Source organism: Parabacteroides acidifaciens (assembly GCF_003363715.1).
Classification (GTDB): domain Bacteria; phylum Bacteroidota; class Bacteroidia; order Bacteroidales; family Tannerellaceae; genus Parabacteroides; species Parabacteroides acidifaciens.
In genome coordinates this window covers 1-20275 of the sequence record NZ_QREV01000011.1, presented here as the reverse complement: position 1 = coordinate 20275, position 20275 = coordinate 1, and the positions used below count along the sequence as shown (strand labels likewise).

At 42.9% G+C, this 20275-nt stretch carries 13 protein-coding genes; all 13 read right to left on the bottom strand.

Features of this window, described 5'->3' with window-relative positions; translation table 11 throughout:
- Positions 1-36: 36 nt before the first annotated feature.
- Entirely contained in the window at positions 37-840 is an 804-nt protein-coding gene (locus tag DWU89_RS06665; protein WP_115498863.1) for a metal ABC transporter permease, read from the bottom strand.
- Between the two features lie 88 nt (positions 841-928).
- Entirely contained in the window at positions 929-1351 is a 423-nt protein-coding gene (locus tag DWU89_RS06660) for a phospholipase (protein WP_115498862.1), read from the bottom strand.
- 93 nt (positions 1352-1444) lie between these two features.
- Positions 1445-2671, bottom strand: a complete 1227-nt coding sequence (locus tag DWU89_RS06655) for a 3-phosphoshikimate 1-carboxyvinyltransferase (protein WP_115498861.1) — start codon at positions 2669-2671, stop codon at positions 1445-1447.
- Between the two features lie 72 nt (positions 2672-2743).
- Entirely contained in the window at positions 2744-4018 is a 1275-nt protein-coding gene (locus DWU89_RS06650) for a hypothetical protein (RefSeq protein WP_208642460.1), read from the bottom strand.
- 27 nt (positions 4019-4045) lie between these two features.
- Entirely contained in the window at positions 4046-5482 is a 1437-nt protein-coding gene (locus DWU89_RS06645; RefSeq protein ID WP_115498860.1) for a RagB/SusD family nutrient uptake outer membrane protein, read from the bottom strand.
- Positions 5483-5493: 11 nt separating this feature from the next.
- Positions 5494-8784, bottom strand: a complete 3291-nt coding sequence (locus DWU89_RS06640) for a TonB-dependent receptor (RefSeq protein WP_115498859.1) — start codon at positions 8782-8784, stop codon at positions 5494-5496.
- 135 nt (positions 8785-8919) lie between these two features.
- Entirely contained in the window at positions 8920-9903 is a 984-nt protein-coding gene (locus tag DWU89_RS06635; RefSeq protein ID WP_115498858.1) for a FecR family protein, read from the bottom strand.
- A 64-nt stretch (positions 9904-9967) separates the two neighbouring features.
- A complete protein-coding gene (locus DWU89_RS06630) occupies positions 9968-10507 on the bottom strand; it encodes an RNA polymerase sigma factor (RefSeq protein WP_115498857.1) in 540 nt (179 codons plus the stop codon).
- Between the two features lie 210 nt (positions 10508-10717).
- Positions 10718-12313 carry a sulfatase family protein gene (locus tag DWU89_RS06625; RefSeq protein ID WP_115498932.1) on the bottom strand — a complete coding sequence of 532 codons (1596 nt, stop codon included), beginning with the start codon at positions 12311-12313 and terminating at the stop codon, positions 10718-10720.
- A gap of 23 nt (positions 12314-12336) precedes the next feature.
- Positions 12337-13869 carry a sulfatase family protein gene (locus DWU89_RS06620; RefSeq protein WP_115498856.1) on the bottom strand — a complete coding sequence of 511 codons (1533 nt, stop codon included), beginning with the start codon at positions 13867-13869 and terminating at the stop codon, positions 12337-12339.
- A 34-nt stretch (positions 13870-13903) separates the two neighbouring features.
- Complete coding sequence (locus tag DWU89_RS06615; RefSeq protein WP_115498931.1) at positions 13904-15388, bottom strand: RagB/SusD family nutrient uptake outer membrane protein; 1485 nt, start codon at positions 15386-15388, stop codon at positions 13904-13906.
- Positions 15389-15406: 18 nt separating this feature from the next.
- Entirely contained in the window at positions 15407-18703 is a 3297-nt protein-coding gene (locus DWU89_RS06610; protein WP_115498855.1) for a SusC/RagA family TonB-linked outer membrane protein, read from the bottom strand.
- A gap of 216 nt (positions 18704-18919) precedes the next feature.
- Positions 18920-19915, bottom strand: coding sequence for a FecR family protein (locus DWU89_RS06605; RefSeq protein WP_115498854.1), 996 nt, complete (start codon positions 19913-19915; stop codon positions 18920-18922).
- Positions 19916-20275: the final 360 nt, after the last annotated feature.

Here is a 20275-nt window from a genome sequence, read left to right as displayed (position 1 = left end):
TCGTTTGTGATATAAATGAGGATTTATATCATTCATTTAACGCTTGGAGACCGCTTTTATTGCTTTCACTATCAAAAAGAAAAGGACGAGGACGAGAATGATAAACGCACCGGAAGGAACATTCAGGAAATAGGATAAGACCAACCCTGCCACACAACCTAAAAAGCCGATGGCAATACTGCCGAACATGATCTTTTTGAAGTCTGACGTAAAGAGGTTTACCGTGATCTGCGGTAACGTCAGCAGGCTCATCAACAACATGATACCGACCAGACGGATCGAAAGGACAATCGTCACGGCAATGAAGAACATCATCACATATTCGATCCACTTGACAGGCAACCCTTGCGTAACGGCAAAATCTCTGTCGAACGCCACATAGACAATCTCACGCAGGAAAAGACTGAAAAGAACGACCAGCAACAGTGCCAATGCCGCAATCCAAACGATATCGCCTGTCGAAATCGTCAGTATATTCCCAAAGAGGTAAGCAGACAGATTCGGCGCATAGCCGGGAGTCAGGAAGATAAAGATCACTCCCAACGCCATGCCCAACGACCAGACGCCGGCAATGGCGGAATCTTCCCTCACATTCTGCGTCTTGCTGACCCACTCCACACCGAACGCGGAAAGCACCGAAAACAGCATCGCCATCAAGATCGGATTCGTCCCTAAATAGAAACCTAATCCCAATCCCCCGAAAGAGGCATGCGTAATACCACCGCTGATAAAGACCAAACGGCGGGACACAATATACGTTCCCACAATGCCGCAGGCGATCGCAGTAAGCAGGCTGCCCAGAAGGGCATGTTGAAAAAAGCTATATTGCAGTAAATCCATTCTTTTTCTTATTACATCCTTTTTTTATTCCATGGGCATGAAAATTTAGTTCCATGCCCATGAAACTAAAATTCCACAGGCATGGAACTTAATGCACACGCCGTTCGCCGACAATCAGAAACGCCTCGTCTTTCAGGGCATCCGGCAAACTGATCGCACGAAGTTGCAGGCTGCGCAGCCAACCGGCCACCTCCACATCCTGCAAGGTATAAAGCACGTCGCGAAACTCGTTCACGGCTTCTTCGTCATACGCATCGGAATCAACGCCCTGGAATCGGTCCAGTTCTTCATCATCGTAATATTCGATTTTCTTGCTGACGGCAGCCAGCAGACTGTCGCGTTCGCAGGTTTCATGCTGCCCGCAACACTCGTCCGTGACAAGCTCCTGCGCTTCGGGAATCTCCGAAATCTCGCCGCGTTCCAACATCTTCTGCAACTTCCGGTTCCGGAAATAGCCGGCGATGGCGGCGATGACACCCAATACGATAATACCTATGACAATATACCACATAATTTTAACAATTGACAATTGAGAATTGACAATTGACAATGAATACTGACAAAGGAGAAGGTTTTCCAACCCCTAATTGTCAATTGTCCATTGTCAATTGTCCATTATTAAAAATCCGGCCATCTTCAGGTCCTCCCAAAAATGAGGATAACTCTTGCTCACCACCTCCGGATCAGCAATCTCGATCCCTTCCGGACGCACCAGGGCAGCAGGCGCAAATGCCATTGCCATGCGATGATCCTCGTAGGTCGCAATGACCGGATGCGCTTCCGGCTCACAACGTTCGCCGTTCCATTCCAAGATACTGTTGTTACTGTCCATCAGCAGATAACCCAACTTGCGAAGCTCTGTTTTCAGCGCCTCGATGCGGTCTGTCTCCTTTATCTTCAGACTTTGCAAACCTGTAAAACGGAAAGGGGTATTCAATAACACACAGGTGACAACAAAGGTTTGAGCCAGGTCCGGCTCATTCACGAAGTTATAGTTCAGCTTCTTCACACTGTTGCCGTTGTGTTTCAGGACTACGCCGCGATCAGTAAAAGTGGTGCCGACACCGAGTTGCGCAAACAGCTTCGCCCCGGCAGCGTCTCCCTGCAGGCTATTCTTAAACAATCCTAACAATTCGATCTCCGCATTCCGCGATAATGCCATCATGGAATACCAATAGGAAGCGGCACTCCAATCGGATTCGACCGTAAAAGGAACCGGGTTATATTCCTGCGGGCGCACTTTGATCGTCTGCCCGTCCCATTCCGCCTTCACCCCGTATTGCGCCATCAGTTGCAAAGTCAGGTTAATATAAGGTTTCGAAATAATATTCCCCTCCAGATGTAACGTCAAACCGTTTTCCATCAAAGGAGCGATCATCAGCAACGCTGAAATATACTGTGAGCTGACTCCGCCGGCAAGCGAAATCTCGCCTCCGTGCAACGCACTTCCGAAAATACGGAGCGGAGGATAGCCTTCTTTCTCCATATATTCTACCCGCGCCCCGAGTGCGTTAAGCGCATCCACCAATATCTTGATCGGCCGGTTCTTCATCCGCTCCGTCCCCGTAATCGTCCATTCGCCCACCACCTTAGACAAAAAAGCCGTCAGGAACCGCATTGCAGTCCCCGCGGCTTTTATATCAAAGTCACGATCATTCGAGTCGAGCGCCTTCACCATCACCTCCGTATCATCGCAATCCGACAGATTCTGAATCTCATACGGACTATAACTCAGCGCATTCAGTATCAACGCACGGTTACAGATACTTTTGGAGGCGGGAAGCTTGACGGAAGCTTTCAGCAGGGAGGGAGCTGTTATCTTGTACTTCATTTGACTATCACATTAATGGAGCACAAAAATACTGATTTTATCGGAATAAACAGCTCTCCCTATAATCTTTCACTACAACGGAACGCTTTCCGTATTTATCCCGAATTTCTTCGCTTTCCAATAAGATGCCACATGAAATATTATTCCACAACTGGATATTCGAGTATAATCGATTGCCGAAAGATACTCATTCAATATCTTAAATTCCTCCTCGTGCAATTTCTCGTTGTCCTGCATATAAACGACTAAAGAGGATTCTCCGATTTCCCGAATCAGCTCCCATATTTTACGATATTCTCCCCATCGAGGAATCTTATACCCCTTTTGCATATCCCATACCTCCACATTTCGCCAATCAGGGCCCAATACAGCCAACTGTTCCCGGTTTAATTTTATCAACTTATCCAAGCTCTCTTTAGAACGTTCTAATGCCATTTTCCCTACACGTTCTTTCAAGCTACATAATCTTTTCTGAAGATCGGAATCTGTTTCCAACGAAAACAACAAATCAAAAGAATATAGCATCTGGACAAAAACATAAGCAGAATGATTCTTCTCGATTGCTTCCGACTGTACCACCGCATCATAGACGTATTTCCGATACAACTCATAATATGCTTTTTTACCGGTTACATCCCATGCTGCAGCATAAAACATAGGAAGCCTAGCTGCTTCGTGCGATTGAACATTCCACATTTTACAAATACCAAGAGGACAAGGCTTATTGTCCATCCGCAAAAAATCATAATTATGCTCAGGAGTAACATTCTGTATCATCCGGTTGGCAATATTGGAGAGGATCAATCGTATTGTATCTTTTGCACCATCACTCGGCATTGAGCTTTTATAATATTTCCACAATCCATAAACACAATGTGTATATTGATCTCGGGATGAATTGATATAAAAGCTTTTGCCATCTTCTACACAAAGTCCTCGCGCAACAAACCCAGGAGCATTCTCTATAAGAGAGCTTTTCGCAATACCTCTTAAAACAGCAGATGCATATTCTTTCAGCTTCTCATCGGCCGTAATTTTATACCTATCGACTAAGGCATCCAACATCGTCCCTGTCAGAATCATACAATCTTCCATTCCTGTGCCATAACCACAAGGGTTGGGATATTGCCTGTTTACTTCCTGCACAGAAGGTAAGTGGGAAAGCTCCTCCCCTTTTTCATAACTACTTATATAGTCATAAAAAAGATTTGTAGAAGGATGATAGAATTTTGTCCAAGATACATTCCAGGCTATCTCTGCATTTTCTTCAATTCCAGGCTGTTGCCCAAAAGCTATGTTTGGGATAGCAAAAAGAATCAGTATCAAATAAAATCTTAACTTTTTCATATATATCATCAATCTAATCAGATAATACTAATACCCTGGATTTTGATCCTTCACCGGATCAATCGCTTTATTGTAGTTTGTCTCCACTACTGGTATTGGCCAAAGAGACATTGACATATTCAAATCTACACCTTTTCCTTTTTTTATGTATTCTCCAGCCAATCCCGTTCTCAGCAAATCAAGCCATCTTTTACATTCTAAAATCATTTCATAGCCCCGCTCACGAAGAACCAGCTCTGAAAAAGAATTTTTGTTATAATTGCCAGCATTCAGATCTACAGGGGATGGAGTTCCCGGAGCATAACCATATCCACGACGCCGAACTTTATTCAAACATTCCATAGCTTCAGACGTAGGACCACCATTCACTTCATTTGCCGCTTCTGCATAAATTAGTAATAGTTCAGGATAGCGATATATCGGCCAATCATTAGAGGCCCCGGATGTTCCATTCGGATCTATGTACTTTTTGAATAGCAGTGTATTATCCCCCAGTCCAATATCCCAGGCGTAAAATAGATGTTGCTTCCTCAAATCCAGATCATCCCATTCTGTATAAAACGGATTATCCATATAAGTATAAAAAGAATACCAGTTATTTCCATAAGGTTTATATCCATCCCCCGTTATATGGAAGAAATTCATCAACTCCCAACCTTTCTGGTCCGTGTATTTAAAATAAAATATTTCTTCACTACTCGTCAATAAATCTGCACCATATATATTTTCAAAATCATCAGAAGACTTTACCTCTACCAAAGAATAAGCCTCAGAATCAATAACTTCCTTTGCTTTATCACGAGCTTTTTCCCATTCCTTTATATTCAAGTAAACATCCGCTAATAATGTTTTAGCAGTCCACTTTGAGGGAGTTCCTAACAGACGGGGTTTATCCGGCAAATAAGTCTCGGCCCATTCCAGGTCTTCAAGAATCAAATCATATACATCATCTTGAGAAGAACGTGGTATTTCTATAACATCCATATTCTCTTCTGTCCTGATCGGAACGCCAGCCCATAAACGGACAAGGTTGAAATAATCAAATGCACGTAAAAACTTCGCTTCCCCTAAAAACTGATTTTTCTTATCTTCTGGAACAATCGCATCAGGTACATTATCAATAACGACATTTGCATTTCTGATTGATAAATATAATGCAGTCCATACCGACCCCATATTTGTAATATTAGCAGAGCTAAATCCCTTGTATTCACTTATAGATGCAAGGCTACCTTTCCCATATACATTATCAGGACATGCTTCAAGCAAAGTAAAATAAGAGGTAAACTTACTTCCATGTATCGGTTCATAAACACCATTTAATGCAGAAGTAATTTCGTCTTCTGTATTATAAAACGTTTCACTTGCTATTGCTTTAGGATGTTCTTCCAACATATCACTACATCCGCAAAACAACATACATATTATAACGACTATATTATAATAAAACCATTTCCTTTTCATATTCAATAACTTTAAAATGATAACTTAGCTCCAACTGTAAATCCCTTAGTTGTAGGATAAGAATAATAATCTATCCCTTGGTTGATAGAAGTGCTGCCACCCTTAGAATTGACTTCGGGATCCCACCAAGGATATTTTGTAATCGTCAACAGATTCTGTCCACTAATATAGATTTGCCCCCTTGTTAGCCAGTTTATTCCTAACCTATCGACTGGAATATTATAGGCTAACTTTACATTTTTCAATCTCAAATAAGATCCATTATAAACAAAGCAATCTGCCATCTTTGTCGAAATCACATTATCCACAGCAGGATATTGGGCTCCCGGATTTTCTACAGTCCAATGATTATAGTAAACCTCTTTCAATGCATTATTTCCCAAATAAGTTTTATAATTCTGATTTATCATGCTAAAACCAAATATATCATTTCCTTGCGAACCTTGTAGAAAGAAACTAAACTCAAAATTCTTCCATGACATATTAGAGGATAAACCATAAATAAAATCAGGATTAGGATCACCGATTATAGCTTTATCTGCATCAGTAATGCTGCCATCACCATTATTATCTTTATAAACATAATGTCCATTTTCATCAAAGCCATCTGTCTGATAACCATAAAAGATACTCATCGGATACCCTTCTCTCAAGATATTAACATAATCATTCGCAACATTTAGGTTATAAGTCGTACCTTGGATATCTTGTCCGTCTTGAAGTTTTATTACCTTATTTCTGTTCAAGGATATATTGGCAGAAATATCCCATTTGAACACTCCATCCAGTATATTGGCATCTAATTGAAACTCAAATCCTTTATTTCGAACTTCTCCTACATTTTTTACCGTTGTCGTATACCCCAAAGAAGCCGGTAACTGCACAGTATTCAATAAATCACGAGTATTCTTCAAATAAAAATCAAAAGTAACACGAATTCGATTGTTCATAACTCCCAGATCTAAACCGACATCCGTCTGAGAAGTTGTCTCCCATTTAAGATCACTTGGTAAACGAGTTCCCGGCGCATAATATGTATATAATGCATCTTCAAAACTAACCTTACCTGATGATAACATATTAAGAGTATAATATGGATCGATTGCCGTACTCCCTGTTTGCCCATATCCAATCCTTAATTTCGCATTTGAGATAAAAGATAAATCTTTCATAAACTCCTCTTCCGATATACGCCAAGCAAGAGCTCCGGAAGGGAAATACCCCCATTTATTATTTTCACTATAACGAGATGATCCGTCCGCTCTAAAACTAACCGTTGCCAAATATTTACCTCTATATGAATAATTGAACCGGCCAAGCCATGATAACAAAGTCCAGTCCGTATAAGAAGAAGATGGAGTATTTATCGTTGTAGCAGAACCAATATCATATGGGCCTGTCGCATCACTTAAAAATCCAGCCCCCGACACATTTACAGACTCTCCAGAATATCGCTCATAAGTGAATGCCCCTGTTGCAGTAATGTTATGATCTTTATTGATTGTTTTATTATAGGTCACAATATTATCACTGTTCACAGTCTGGTTATTCCACGAACCTAAACCTGCAGTTCCTGTTGAATTCGGATACTTTACACCCGTATAATTATTAGATCTACCATCCGTATTCGAAATATTTCCAGAAATCTTAATTGACAAATCCGGTATCGGTTTATACGCAACAGCAACGTTAGCCATTACCTTATTATTTATTTGCTTATTTGCAACTTCATTAAAGTAAGCAATGGGATTGATTAAGTTATCTGGACTGAAAGGGTAAACCCCTGTCAATAAACGATAATCTCCATTCTCCAAATATGGACCCACAGTAGGAGTAGCTGATAACGCAGACAGCAATATATTATTTTCATTTGTCAGATGTCGATTAGTTTTACTCAATATCGAATTGTATGAAACAGAAAATTTATCATTAAATTTATGATTTAGATTCGCTCTCAATACAATTCTCTGATAACGATTCTCTTTGATCACTCCCTCTTGGTCATAATAACTTGCACCTATGGCAAATTGTGTTTTATCTGTACCTCCATTCACCGTTAATGAATGGTCTTGAACAGCAGCAGATCTGAATATCAAGTCCTGCCAATCCGTCCCTTGCCCAAAACCAGCTATTTCACTCTCGGTAAAATAATCTTCCCCATGCGTGTTTTTCCAAAATGTATTATAATAATCCGCATATTCAGCCCCATTCATTAATTCTAGTTTTTTTCTAACTGTTTGCGTGCTAAAACTGCCTTCATAATCAACACTAACCCGGCCCTCTTTCGCTTGTTTAGTTGTAACAATAATTACTCCATTCGCTCCACGAGATCCATAAATAGCAGTCGCGGATGCATCTTTAAGAACCTCGACACTTTCTATATCTGACGAATTTATCATACTTTGATCTCCAGGAAAGCCGTTGATTATCCATAGTGGTTCATTACTTCCAGATATAGAATTAGCACCTCTAATTCTAATTTGCATATTAGCACCCGGTTCTCCTGAATTCTGTTGGATTTGAACTCCAGGTATACGTCCTTGCAATGCCTGAGATATATTATTCGAAGGTAAATCCATAATTGCATCATTTTTAATTGATGCAACAGAACCTGTCAAATCTGATTTTTTTACTGTCCCATAACCAATTACCACTACCTCATCTAAATATTCCGTATTTTCTGCTAATGATATATTTAATATATCTTTTCCGTTAACTTTTACCTCTTTGGTGTTATAACCAATATAAGAAACCTGTAAAATAGCTAAAGACAAAACCTCCAAACGATACTTGCCTTCCAAATCTGTAACAGTTCCATTTGTCGTTCCTTTTTCTACAACATTAGCCCCAATAACAGGTTCTCCCCTCTCATCTTTTACAATACCACTAATTAATCTTTTCTGTGGAAATTGATTTTGATAATTTTTATTTGGTTTTTCGACAGGATTGATCAATATGAGATTATTATCAGTTATCTCATAATCAACACCCTCATTTTTAAACAATTGCTTCAACACAATTTCCACCGTTTCTTCTTCTACCTGAATAGATACTTTTTTGTCCAGATTAATTTTCCCACTCTCATAAATAAAGCGAAAATTGGATTTATTTTCGATCAAATAAAGGATTTCCTTTATCGACTGATCCTGTACATTCAATGACAATTTTGTCGTTTGTGAATATACAGTTGCAGAAATACTCAATGAACATACGACTAAAAAGAGAACAGTTAATCTCATAATAGATAATATCTTTTTAAGGGCCGGAGATGAGTCCAGCTCTAACATATTAAATAAATTCATATATTTGTAAATTGATTGTTAGTTAACTATTAGTGTTGCAAGCACTAATTTTTATGATCAAACTTATAACGGGAGATGTTCCAGCATTTCCCGTTTTTGTGTATTCACATGGTGTTTTCTACTTCATAGGCAATACTATTTAGAGGTTATACTTATATGTTTTCCTTTCACATGATAGCTTATATGACTCAGGCGGGACAAGGCTTCCATTACATCCGTCACGGTTTCTTCCTGTATAACACCGTTGTAGCGGATATCTTCGCCCAGGCCGGATTGCAGCGTAATTTCCACATCATACCATCTTTCCAGATACTTGCAGACAACCGACAACGGCATATCTTCCATGTACAGTTTATTGTCCAACCAACCATACGAATGGGACAATATGCCTCCCACCTGCTTGATCTCATTGGTATTCTTATCAAAGACGGCTATTTCACCCGGCTTCATGATCAGTTTTTCTTTTCCGCTCTCCAGTTCGATGCAACCTTCGACCAGAGAAGCCTGGACAACCGAATCATCGGTATAAGCCTGCAGGTTGAAGGATGTTCCCCAAACTCTCACATTCAAACCGCCGGCCGTCTTTATCACAAAAGGCTCTTTGCTCTTAGACACATCGAAAAAGCCTTCCCCTTGAAAGGCAACCTCCCGTATTTTCTTTTTCGGGTCATAAGAATAAGCAACTTCCGATCCTGAATTCAGCTTGACGAGCGACCCGTCCGGTAAAACAATCTCCGAACGATTCCCATAATCGGCAGTCATACGTACCAACACATCCGATTTTTTTTGAAAAACACCCATAAAAGAAAGGGTAAGAATGATTAATAACGAAGCGGCAGCACCAGAAACCGCATAGGATATATTCCGCAAATATTGCCGGGAACTCTTCTTTTGCCCGTTTATCGCATCCACCTTTTCCCAGGCAAGACCGGAATCATAAGCCCCGGATTCCGTATAAAGATGGGATTCTTCCCAAATCTTCTTATACAGATCGAAATCCTTCCTGTTTGATTCATCCTCCGCCAACCATTCCGCCAACACCGGATCGACGCCCTTTCCCGCATCCTCCTCCAACAGATAATCGACAATATAATCTTTGATATGTTTTTGTTCTTCCATTAATCCCGCTTTTATTATATGACACGACAAATAAAAAAAGGTCCTATCGAGGACCTCAAAAAAATTATATTCCTTTCAATTCCAGGCAACGCTTCAGCTTCTGGAGTGACGACCAAATCTGATTTTTGATTGTTTTTACAGAGATTTCGAGTTTTTCCGATATTTCTTTCTGCTTCATTCCTTTTATCCGGTGAAGCAACAGTACTTCCCTGCAACGGTCCGGCAGATGGTCTATACAGCCATAAAGAGCGATCCTGAATTCTTCGGATTCGACCCTGTTGTCTTCATAAGAAAATTGATCCTGGCTCTCCGACAGATTATTAAAATGCACCTTTGAACGGAGATGGTTTAAGGCCAAATGTTTAGCTGCCCTATATAAATACCCGCTGACATTTTCTCTAATTTCAATCCGTTCCCGGTTCTTCCATAAAGTAAGAAATAAATCCTGCACGACATCTTCCGCATCGTCCTTGTCCATAAGAAGACTATAGACATATTGGCAAAGACAAGCATAATAACGTTCGAACAGTTTATTATAACTAACGTAATCACTCTTCCCAATCGCTTTTATCAGCTTTTCATCTGTGGTAAATGTATTAGACATATTCCTCCGGTTTTATCTCCTCAGCCTTCAAATATACGATAAATTTCGGATTGCAATCGAATCAGCCTAAAGAATAGGCTTTTTATACAAACTGATCGACATATCTCTCTATTCCGGAAGGGAACTTATTGTAATCTATTTAACATGAAGATGTGCCATCCTTGTTCCCACACCTTTGGCACATCCTCATGTTTAGAAGGAGTAAGCTCCTTAATATTCATCTACTTTCTGATCCACTCTGAACTGATCCAGCTGTTTCTGCAAACGAGCGGTAACGTCGGCATAATCCGGATTACCGTACAGGTTGTTCAACTCATTCGGGTCGTTCTGCAGGTCGTAGAGTTCATCACAGTTGATCGCCTCGTTGACCTCATTCTTATCGCCGTAGAAATGGATCAATTTATAGCGACTGTCCCGCACGCCATCATGACGGCGTACCATGTGGATAGCCGGATAATCATAGTAATGATAATACAGGTATTGGCGCCAGTCCTGCGGAGTCTCGCCGCCGAACAAAGGGGCCAAAGAGGTTCCTACCATATAATCCGGTTTCTCGATTCCCGCTATATCCAAGTAAGTCGGGGCATAGTCTATATTCTGGACCAGGGCCGTGCATTCGCTTCCCGCTTTGATCTTGGCAGGATAACGGATGATGAGCGGCGTACGGAAAGATTCTTCGTACATGAAACGCTTGTCGAACCAACCATGTTCGCCCATGTAGAAGCCTTGGTCGGAGGTATAAACAATCACGGTGTTATCCATCAGCCCTTCCTTTTCCAGATAGGCGATCAAACGGCCCACCTCATCGTCGATAGACTTGATGCAACGTATATAATCCTTGATATAACGTTGGTACTTCCATTTCACCAAATCTTCGCCTTTCAGGTTCTGGTTGATGAACTTTTCGTTACGGGGTTTATAGGAAGCGATCCAGGCTTCCCGCTGCTCGGGAGTCATACGGTCCAGGGAGCCGTCCCAGCCTTTCAGGTTCCACTCGTTTTGGCAAGCTTCGCTGTGTCTCAACTCATCGACCTTCAAGTCGTAGACTAAAGTCATATTTTTGTCGATACGCATTTCCTGCGTACGGGCGGCGTCGCAACGGGTGGCATAATCATCATTGAACGTATCGGGGTATGGAAATTCCACATCCTCATACAAATCCATATACTTCGTATCCGGCATCCAGTTACGGTGCGGGGCCTTATGGTGGACTAACAGGCAGAAAGGCTTATTCTTATCCCTTTCCTCGAGAAACTCGATAGCATGGTCGGTAGTCAGGGTCGTAGCATACCCTTCTTCCTTTATATACTTGCCGTTTGACTCTTTGCTCTTGAACTCCGGATTATAATAATCCCCCTGGTCCCACAACACATGGTAATAATCGAACCCTTTCGGCTCGCATTGCATATGCCATTTACCGACAACGCCGGTCTGATAGCCGTGTTGCTGCAATATCTCGGAGAAGAAAGTCTTCGTCGTGTCGATTCCTTTTCCCAACTGCCGTTGCCCGTTCTGATGGCTGTAGAGTCCGGTCATCAAGCAAGCCCGGCTGGGTGTAGAAAGTGAGTTTTCCACGAAAGCCTGCCGGAACAACATACCTTCCGCGGCTAAACGATCCAGATTCGGCGTAGGCGCCAACTTGCCCAAGGCATGTCCATAGGCGCTGATCGTTTGATACGAATGGTCATCCGTCATGATATGGATGATATTAAGCGGCTTCTCCGCCACCTCCTTTTGCCCCGTTCCGCAGGCGGAAAGCAAAAGTGCGGGAGCTAATAAAGCTCCGTAGTTGATTGTATTTTTCATCTCCATGTGAATTTATTAGATGCTTACCAATAATATTTCTTCGCGATTTCGGTCATCACCGGATACTTACTGTCCTCATCGTCATATTGGCGTTTTAATTCCAGAAGTTTAGTTTTCAGTTCCTTTATTAAAGCCTTATTTGCCGGGTCATTATAGATGTTTTTCATTTCCATGGGATCATTCTCCAGATCGAACAGTTCCCATTCCGGTGTGATCGAGACATTCTTGGTGCCGGTCATGCCTAAAGACTCTCCATAATAGAATACCAATTTATAACGATCCGTACGGATACCGTAATTTGCGGTAACATTATGGTCGTTATCCGCGTTCATCCAATAACGATAATACATGGCTTGCCGCCAGTTGCCCGGAGTCTTGCCCTCCAAATTCGACCGGAAGCTTTCCCCTTGCATTTGCCCGGGTTTGCCCACTCCCGCATAATCGAGAAACAGAGGGGCGAAATCGATGTTCAACGTGATGTCCTTATTCTCCGTCCTCGGTTTAATCTCCTTGGGATAGCGGATCACGAATGGCATACGCAGGCATTCTTCATACATCAGCCGTTTGTCGAACCAACCGTGTTCTCCCAGGAAAAATCCCTGGTCGCCCGTATAGATGATAACCGTATTATCCGTCAAACCATTATCGTCGAGGTATTTCAGGATGCGCCCGACGTTCTCGTCTATTCCGGCGATGCAACGCAGGTAATCCTTGATGTATATTTGATAAGCCCAATGGCGGAACTCATCCCGGCTCAGATTGGTCGGAAGGTCGGTCTTCACGTCGGACGGACGGAAATTTTCCATGCTCATCCGGAGCAATTGCGCGTATTGCCCTTTGCCTTCATAGGTATCTAAGAGATTTTCCGGTTCCGGTATCGTCACATCTTTCAGTAAATCCTTAAACCGTTCCGCCGGAGTCCACGGGCGATGCGGCGCCTTAAAATGGCACATCAGGAAGAATGGTTTATTTTTATCCCTTCCTTCCATATATTTGATCGCCTGACTGCCGATCACATCCGTAGAGTGGCCCTTATAAACTTCTCCGGTCCGCGGGTCCGCCTTCGGATCATCCCCCCATTTTCCTTTTTCGATAAGCATCGGATCGATATAACGTCCTTGTCCCGGCAAGACATTATAATAATCGAATCCGGTAGGCTCTGCATGCAAATGCCATTTGCCGATAATAGCGGTCTGGTAACCGGCCTGCTGCAAACATTTCGCCACGTTCGGATGGTCCGGATCCAAGGGGTCTTGTAAAGTATATACCCCGTTCTTTTGGCTATACTGTCCGGTGATAATAGCGCCACGGCTGGGGGTACTGATCGAATTCGTAACGAAACAGTTCTGCAGGATCGCACCTTCATGTCCGATCCTGTCAATATTAGGGGTTGGCAAGATATCCGATAGGATTCCACCATAGGCACTTACCGCTTGCGAGGCGTGATCGTCGGACATGATATAAATGATGTTGGGGCGATCCCGGTCTGCGGCAATCATAGTTTGTGTGGCGAAAACGCCACACAAACATACTGTTGTCAGATTATTCCTTTTCATACGCTATATTTATTAGTCACCTGTTCAACTAATATCAATTCCATCCGGGGTTTTGAGTCAGCTCCGGATTCAAGTCCATCTCATGTTGGGGGATAGGCATAAGGATCATGTGATCTTTTACGTTACTCGCAATGTCTGTCTTATTACTTTCCGCGATGGAGGCTTCATAAGCGCTATGTTCCTTCATACGTTCTACGAACTTGCCCATCCGTACCAGGTCGAACCAGCGATGTCCTTCCAACGGGAATTCCAGCCATCTTTCTTTCAGTATGGCATCCCGGAACGCATCTTTTGATAATCCTGCATAGTTACCGGAAGCATCCCCGTAGGCCCGCTCGCGAACCCTGTTCAAAACCTCGTGGGCTTTCGCCGATTCCCCCAGTTCATTCAAGGCTTCGGCATACATTAACAAGGCATCGGCATAGCGGATGATATGCATATTTATCTCGCATTGATTCTCAGCTTTCAGGCCTTCCTGCCAATATTTTCCGAACAGAGGGATCGAGGATTCCATCTCATGCCCGTTATTGGGATTCGTAAAATGTGTACGGAAATTAACCGGCCAGCGCAGATCATTCTTGTCATAAGCATTATACAACTCCATCGTCGGGATATCCGCCTCATTTGAACCGGCAACACCTATCGGTTCCGGGATAGAGTATTTAGGCCCCGCCAATCCCATTTCCTGGTTGAACACCAGCGGTTGCGGCTTAAACTCCACATACAGGACGGCTTCTTTTCCTGTTTCAGTAGCAGGATTCCAGTTATCCGCATAATTTTGATGCAAGCCATATCCATAAGTTCCTTCATTCTCGATCACTTCTGCCAGTGTGCTTTTCGCATTCGCATAATCCCCTTTAGTCAAGTAGACTTTACCTAACAATATTTTAGCCGCTCCTTTCGTGACACGTCCCAGATCGGTAGAGCTATAATCAGAGGAAACCGGCAATGCCTGAGATGCGTCCGTCAGGTCCGCAATTATTTGTCCATAGACCTGTTCTTTATCTATCCGGGGACCCATTGCATCATCTATATTGTCCAATTTCAAGACAAGAGGAACATCCCCGTAGAAGCGGACCAGGTTGAAGTAGAATAAAGCCCTCAAGCATTTCGCTTCACCGATCAGGCGGGCTTTCAAAGTCTCGTCCATCGTCACTCCCGGGATATTATTGATAGCGGCATTCGCCCTCATCACTCCCGAGTAATTGTTTTTCCACATATCCCGGACAAACGTATTTTCCGAATTATGACGCAGGAACTCCAGGTCTTGCAAAAAAGCATTCGGCATTCCCAATCCGTTCTTCATGGCATCCGTCGGTAAGTCGCACATCAAGTACATCTGACGTTTGTATATCTCATAGAATTCCTGATAAATAGCGTCGACTCCTGATTGCGCATCCTTTTGATTCGTATAAAAGTTATTCGTAACCAGGCGATCTGTCGGATTCTCATCGAGGAAAGAACAACCGCTCAACAAACTGGCTGCTATCAAATAGCTATATAGAAATATTCTTTTCATGATCATATTAGATTTCATTTATTTAATATCAAGTTTTAAACCAACCATAAATGTCCGGGCTTGCGGATAACCTCCGTAATCCTCACCGGCTTCCAGTGTGGAGGCTCCCTTATAGCTCACTTCAGGGTCATAGCCGCGATACTTTGTCCAAGTCAATAAATTTTGTCCGGTCACATACACCCGCAAACCTTGTATATGCTTCAGTTTCAACTTGGAAAAATCATAGGATAAGGACAGCGTCTTCAATTTCAGATAAGAGCCGTCTTCCACAAAGCGGTCGCTAACCAATATATTACGGTTCGTAGAGGCTTTCGGATAAACATTACTCGGATGTTCCGGAGTCCACCGGTTCACCAAGTCTGCGTAGGCATTCGTACCTCCTGTCGGCGTTTCCAGCTCCATCGCGTTGTAGTTGTATATTTTGTTTCCTACGGAATACTGTAAGAAAACATTCAGTTCGAAACCTTTATAATAGAACGTATTCGTCATACCCCCGAAGAATTTAGGATTTGCATCTCCCAAGATTTCCCGGTCGTTGGTTGCATCCACTTTACCGTCTCCGTTCAGGTCTTTGTAACGTCTTAGCCCTACGCCGATCGGGGAAGCGGAAGAGGTTTGCTTTTTGCATTCTTCTTCATTCTGGAAGATACCGTCAAAGCGGTAGCCATAGAAGATACCGATCGGTTTACCCACGATAAGCCGGCGAATGGCTCCGGTCTTCAAGTGCCCGTCCCCTTCGCTCATCTCTTTATAATCTTCTCCGCCTAATTCCAGGACCTTGTTCCGGTTGAGTGAGACATTGAATGCCGTTGTCCAGGAAAAATCCCGTCCTGTGATATTATCACTCTCGATAGACAATTCCCAACCGTGATTTTCGACGCTACCGATATTCTTCAGCATGGTCTGATAACCGGAAGTATAAGGTATGGCAACATCATATAGCAAATCTGTTGTCTTCTTCTTATAATAGTCTGTCGTAATACGTAAGCGGTTATTCCATAATCCAATATCAAGTCCCACGTCGAATTGTCCTGTCCGTTCCCATTTCAAATCCGGATTGGGTATTCGATTGGGAGAGAAGCCTGTTACTTGTGAATCCCCGATCACATAGCTGTAAGAATCCAGTGTCGCCAATGATTGGTAAACACCAATCTCGGTATTTCCCGTAAAACCATAGCTGGCTCTTAACTTCAAATTAGGGATCAGGTCTTTTACCGATTCCATAAAAGACTCCTCGGAAATACGCCAGGCGGCTGATGCGGAGGGGAAGAAACCATATTTGTTGTTCGATCCGAACCGGGAAGAACCATCGATACGCGCATTGACCGAGAACAGATAACGATGATCGTAGGAATAGTTTACACGGGCCAGATATGACATCAGATTCCATTGGGTAGCGTTGGATTCCGGCTTGTTATAGATGGAACCTGCTCCCAGGTTATTATACAGCATAATGTCGTTCACGAAATTTGAGGAAGAGGCCAAAGCGTACTCCGTATTATTCTGCTGCATGGTAAATCCACCCAATACACTGAAATCATGCTTTTCCGCAAACGTCTTATTCCATGTCACCGTATTTTCATTCAGCCAGTTGATGCTCTTGTTAATGCCGACATCAGCGGAGGCGATACCCCGGGCCTGATAAATGGAAACCGGCGTATATCGGTTCGTTTTATGATACATCACATCCGCACCCGCTACGATCTTTACTTTCAGATCGGGAATGATTTCCCACTGGGCGTATATATCCCCCAATAAACGCGACGTTGCATTATTGAATTTCCGTTCTTTGGCTGTCCCGACAGGGTTTGGGATTAAAAGACCCGGCACATTTATCTGGGTATAAGTTCCCGCCAGCTCGTCTTCATATATAGGAAGCGCCGGATTCATTCTTAACGCACCGGAAACAGTTCCATCCTCTCCACCGGTATCCGTAGCTACTGCATTATTAATCGTGTGAGTTCCCGTAGCATGCGTACCGACCGTAAAATTACTAAAGATATTACGGTCGAAATTCAAGCGGATGGAATAACGCTTAAAGTCCGAATCTAAGATAATACCTTTTTGGTTGGTATAGTTCCCGGAAATGGAGTATTGCGTTTTCTCGTCACCTCCGGAGAAATTCAGTTGGTAGGTTTGGGTAAGGCCTGTCCGGTAAATCTCATCCTGCCAGTCCGTGCCATCCCCGACTTTGGCGATCTCCGCTAAATCGGTCGCACTATAATAGGGGTCCAAACCGTCGTTGGTATAAGCCTCATTGACTAACTTCACGTAATCTTGGGCTTTCATCACGTCTATTTTCTTAGAGACATTAGACCATCCGAAAGAAGTCTCGAAAGAAATCACATCACGTCCCTTCTTACCGCTTTTCGTCGTGATCAATACGACACCATTTGCAGCACGCGCCCCGTAGATTGCCGTTGCGGCAGCATCTTTCAAGATTTCGATAGACTCGATATCCGATGGGTTTACGGTCGACAGGCCGCTCATCTGTGTCTTGCCACCGGTGTTACCGAAACCGCTACCGCTATAAACCGGGAAACCGTCGATGACATAAAGAGGCTCGTTTCCTCCCTGTAGAGAACTGCTACCACGTACCCGGATAGAGGCCACGGCTCCCGGCATACCGGATGTTTGGATGACTTGCACACCGGAAGCACGTCCAACGAGGCCCTGGTCGATGGAAGTCATCGGCGTCTGCTGCAATTCCGCCGTTTTGACGGAAGACACGGAACCGGTCAAATCGCTCTTCTTAACAGATCCGTAGCCGATGACAATCACTTCATCGAGCCCCTGCGAATCTTCCGCTAATTTGATAGCAAAGGAGTTTTTGTTGCCAACTGGGATTTCCTGTGTGAGGTATCCGATATAAGAAACCTGAAGTATGGAAGAAGCGGAAACACTGAGGCTGAAGTTCCCGTCCATATCGGTTATAATACCGTTTGTCGTTCCTTTTTCCACGATATTCGCACCAACCACAGGTTCACCTCTTTCGTCCTTCACAACACCTGTTACTTTTTTTACTTGGGATGGGGCGGATGCTTTTTTTGAAATAATAATATGCCCGTTACTGAATGACACAGAACAATTCGTCCCTTTAAGAAGTTGTTCCAACACATTTTTCACGCTGTTTTCCTTCGGTAATTGTTTAATGACTTGAGAGTCATTCACCTCTTGTGTATTGTAGTCTACAAACAATTTTGTCTGTTGCTCTATTTGTTTAAAAGCAGACTTTAAGGTTAAACTATTTCCGGACAACCGAACTTGCTGATTTTGAGCAAACACAAACGAGCTGTTGATAAACAATGCTCCCATTATAAAAATACGGAAAAGAGTTTTTCCCGCTTTTATATGTATTAGATTCATAAAGTTTATATCTTTGTATGTTTGAAATTTATTTATTATTTATTTTTCAACGCTTTACGTTGAGTTCAAAAAAGTTATTATTTGATTTCAAACGCCGGAAAGAGGGATTTTCGCACTTTCGTTCTTTCCGGTTTTCTTTTGTTCATGGTTTTTTCCTCCTTTATTTTAGTTTATAAATACTACATTCTCTTTTATTTTATAATGAATACCTATTAATTGATGCAGGACGTTCAAGACATCCTCCAATGTTTCATGCGGGGCAAACTTGACGTTATAAGACTCACCGGCATACTTCTGTGAATTATAATGAATCGTCACATTAAACCTCCGTTCCAAAGAGGCCATAAGAAGACTGAAGGGTACGTTTTCATAAATCAGATAACCGCTACGTTTCAATCTATAAAGCGAAGCATCGACTGGCTGGACCGTCACAGTATGCGCCGTATGTGAATAAATCAACTGTTCATTCGGCTTTAATATCTCAGACTGATGCTCGTCGGATCTCACGTCGACCTTGATGCTCCCTTTTTCCAGAATAGCACTCGTGCATGAATCACCCGGATAGGAAACAACCGTAAAAAGAGTTCCTAATGCTTGTACTGCCAGATAGGTCGTCTTTACGATAAAAGGTTTTTCCTTATCTTTCTGCACCGCAAACGAAGCCTCGCCTGTCAGGTAAACCGTACGTGTTTCCGCATCAGTAAAATCTTTCGGGTAAACAAGCAATGAGCCGGCATTCACCCAAACACGGGAACTATCCGGAAGAATCACCTGCCGGCTTTTGCCATAGGGAACAAACAATTCCGCCATCTCCACATGCCGGGCGGGTTTCAGGCGGTCAGTAGCAAAGAAAGTCGCTGCTCCGGTCAACAACATTAACGCTATCACTGCCGCATATTTCAATTTCCGCTGAAACGACAAAAGAGTTTGTTGAAAAACCGTCTCCGGCTGCAGGCATCTCAACAAGCCATCCCAATCCTCCAGGGTTTCCTCCGTCACGTCAGCCGCCGATTCTTCCCAACAGTTTTGCAGCGCGGCTGTCTTTTCCTTCATTCCGTCTTCAGCCCGCAACCAGCGGCCAAACAGAATGCGCCCGGAACGGGAAAAACGCTTCCCGAAATAGAGTTGTATAAGTCGTTTTATATTGTTGTTTTCTTCCATAAAATCCCTGTGCTTTATAATGGAGTCGGCTTACTACGGAAATACACACAACCTAATATGCACTTTTTTTCAATTTCTTGTAAAACAGTCAGCAGATTGCCTGTAAAATGGTATTGCAGTGCTTCATGGGGTTATTGTGCCGTAAAGGAAGGAACCACCCGGCAGATAGAATGAACGATGCGGAATGTGCGTCCCCTCCATACCGACCCGCTATTCATGTCACAGCCGTAAAACAGAAGAAATCCAACTGTAACATAGAAGGTAGACAATTGTGACATAAAAGGAATACAGCCGTAACTGACCTTTCCTGAAATCAGTTTACAGATTAAACAATTATAACTAAACTCAATTTACATAACA

Excerpts from the sequence above, each read along its gene's own strand:
- DWU89_RS06665 (WP_115498863.1), bottom strand. The coding sequence starts at position 840 with ATGGATTTACTGCAATATAGCTTTTTTCAACATGCCCTTCTGGGCAGC.
- DWU89_RS06660 (WP_115498862.1), bottom strand. The coding sequence starts at position 1,351 with ATGTGGTATATTGTCATAGGTATTATCGTATTGGGTGTCATCGCCGCC.
- DWU89_RS06655 (WP_115498861.1), bottom strand. The coding sequence starts at position 2,671 with ATGAAGTACAAGATAACAGCTCCCTCCCTGCTGAAAGCTTCCGTCAAG.
- DWU89_RS06650 (WP_208642460.1), bottom strand. The coding sequence starts at position 4,018 with ATGAAAAAGTTAAGATTTTATTTGATACTGATTCTTTTTGCTATCCCA.
- DWU89_RS06645 (WP_115498860.1), bottom strand. The coding sequence starts at position 5,482 with ATGAAAAGGAAATGGTTTTATTATAATATAGTCGTTATAATATGTATG.
- DWU89_RS06640 (WP_115498859.1), bottom strand. The coding sequence starts at position 8,784 with ATGAATTTATTTAATATGTTAGAGCTGGACTCATCTCCGGCCCTTAAA.
- DWU89_RS06635 (WP_115498858.1), bottom strand. The coding sequence starts at position 9,903 with ATGGAAGAACAAAAACATATCAAAGATTATATTGTCGATTATCTGTTG.
- DWU89_RS06630 (WP_115498857.1), bottom strand. The coding sequence starts at position 10,507 with ATGTCTAATACATTTACCACAGATGAAAAGCTGATAAAAGCGATTGGG.
- DWU89_RS06625 (WP_115498932.1), bottom strand. The coding sequence starts at position 12,313 with ATGAAAAATACAATCAACTACGGAGCTTTATTAGCTCCCGCACTTTTG.
- DWU89_RS06620 (WP_115498856.1), bottom strand. The coding sequence starts at position 13,869 with ATGAAAAGGAATAATCTGACAACAGTATGTTTGTGTGGCGTTTTCGCC.
- DWU89_RS06615 (WP_115498931.1), bottom strand. The coding sequence starts at position 15,388 with ATGAAAAGAATATTTCTATATAGCTATTTGATAGCAGCCAGTTTGTTG.
- DWU89_RS06610 (WP_115498855.1), bottom strand. The coding sequence starts at position 18,703 with ATGGGAGCATTGTTTATCAACAGCTCGTTTGTGTTTGCTCAAAATCAG.
- DWU89_RS06605 (WP_115498854.1), bottom strand. The coding sequence starts at position 19,915 with ATGGAAGAAAACAACAATATAAAACGACTTATACAACTCTATTTCGGG.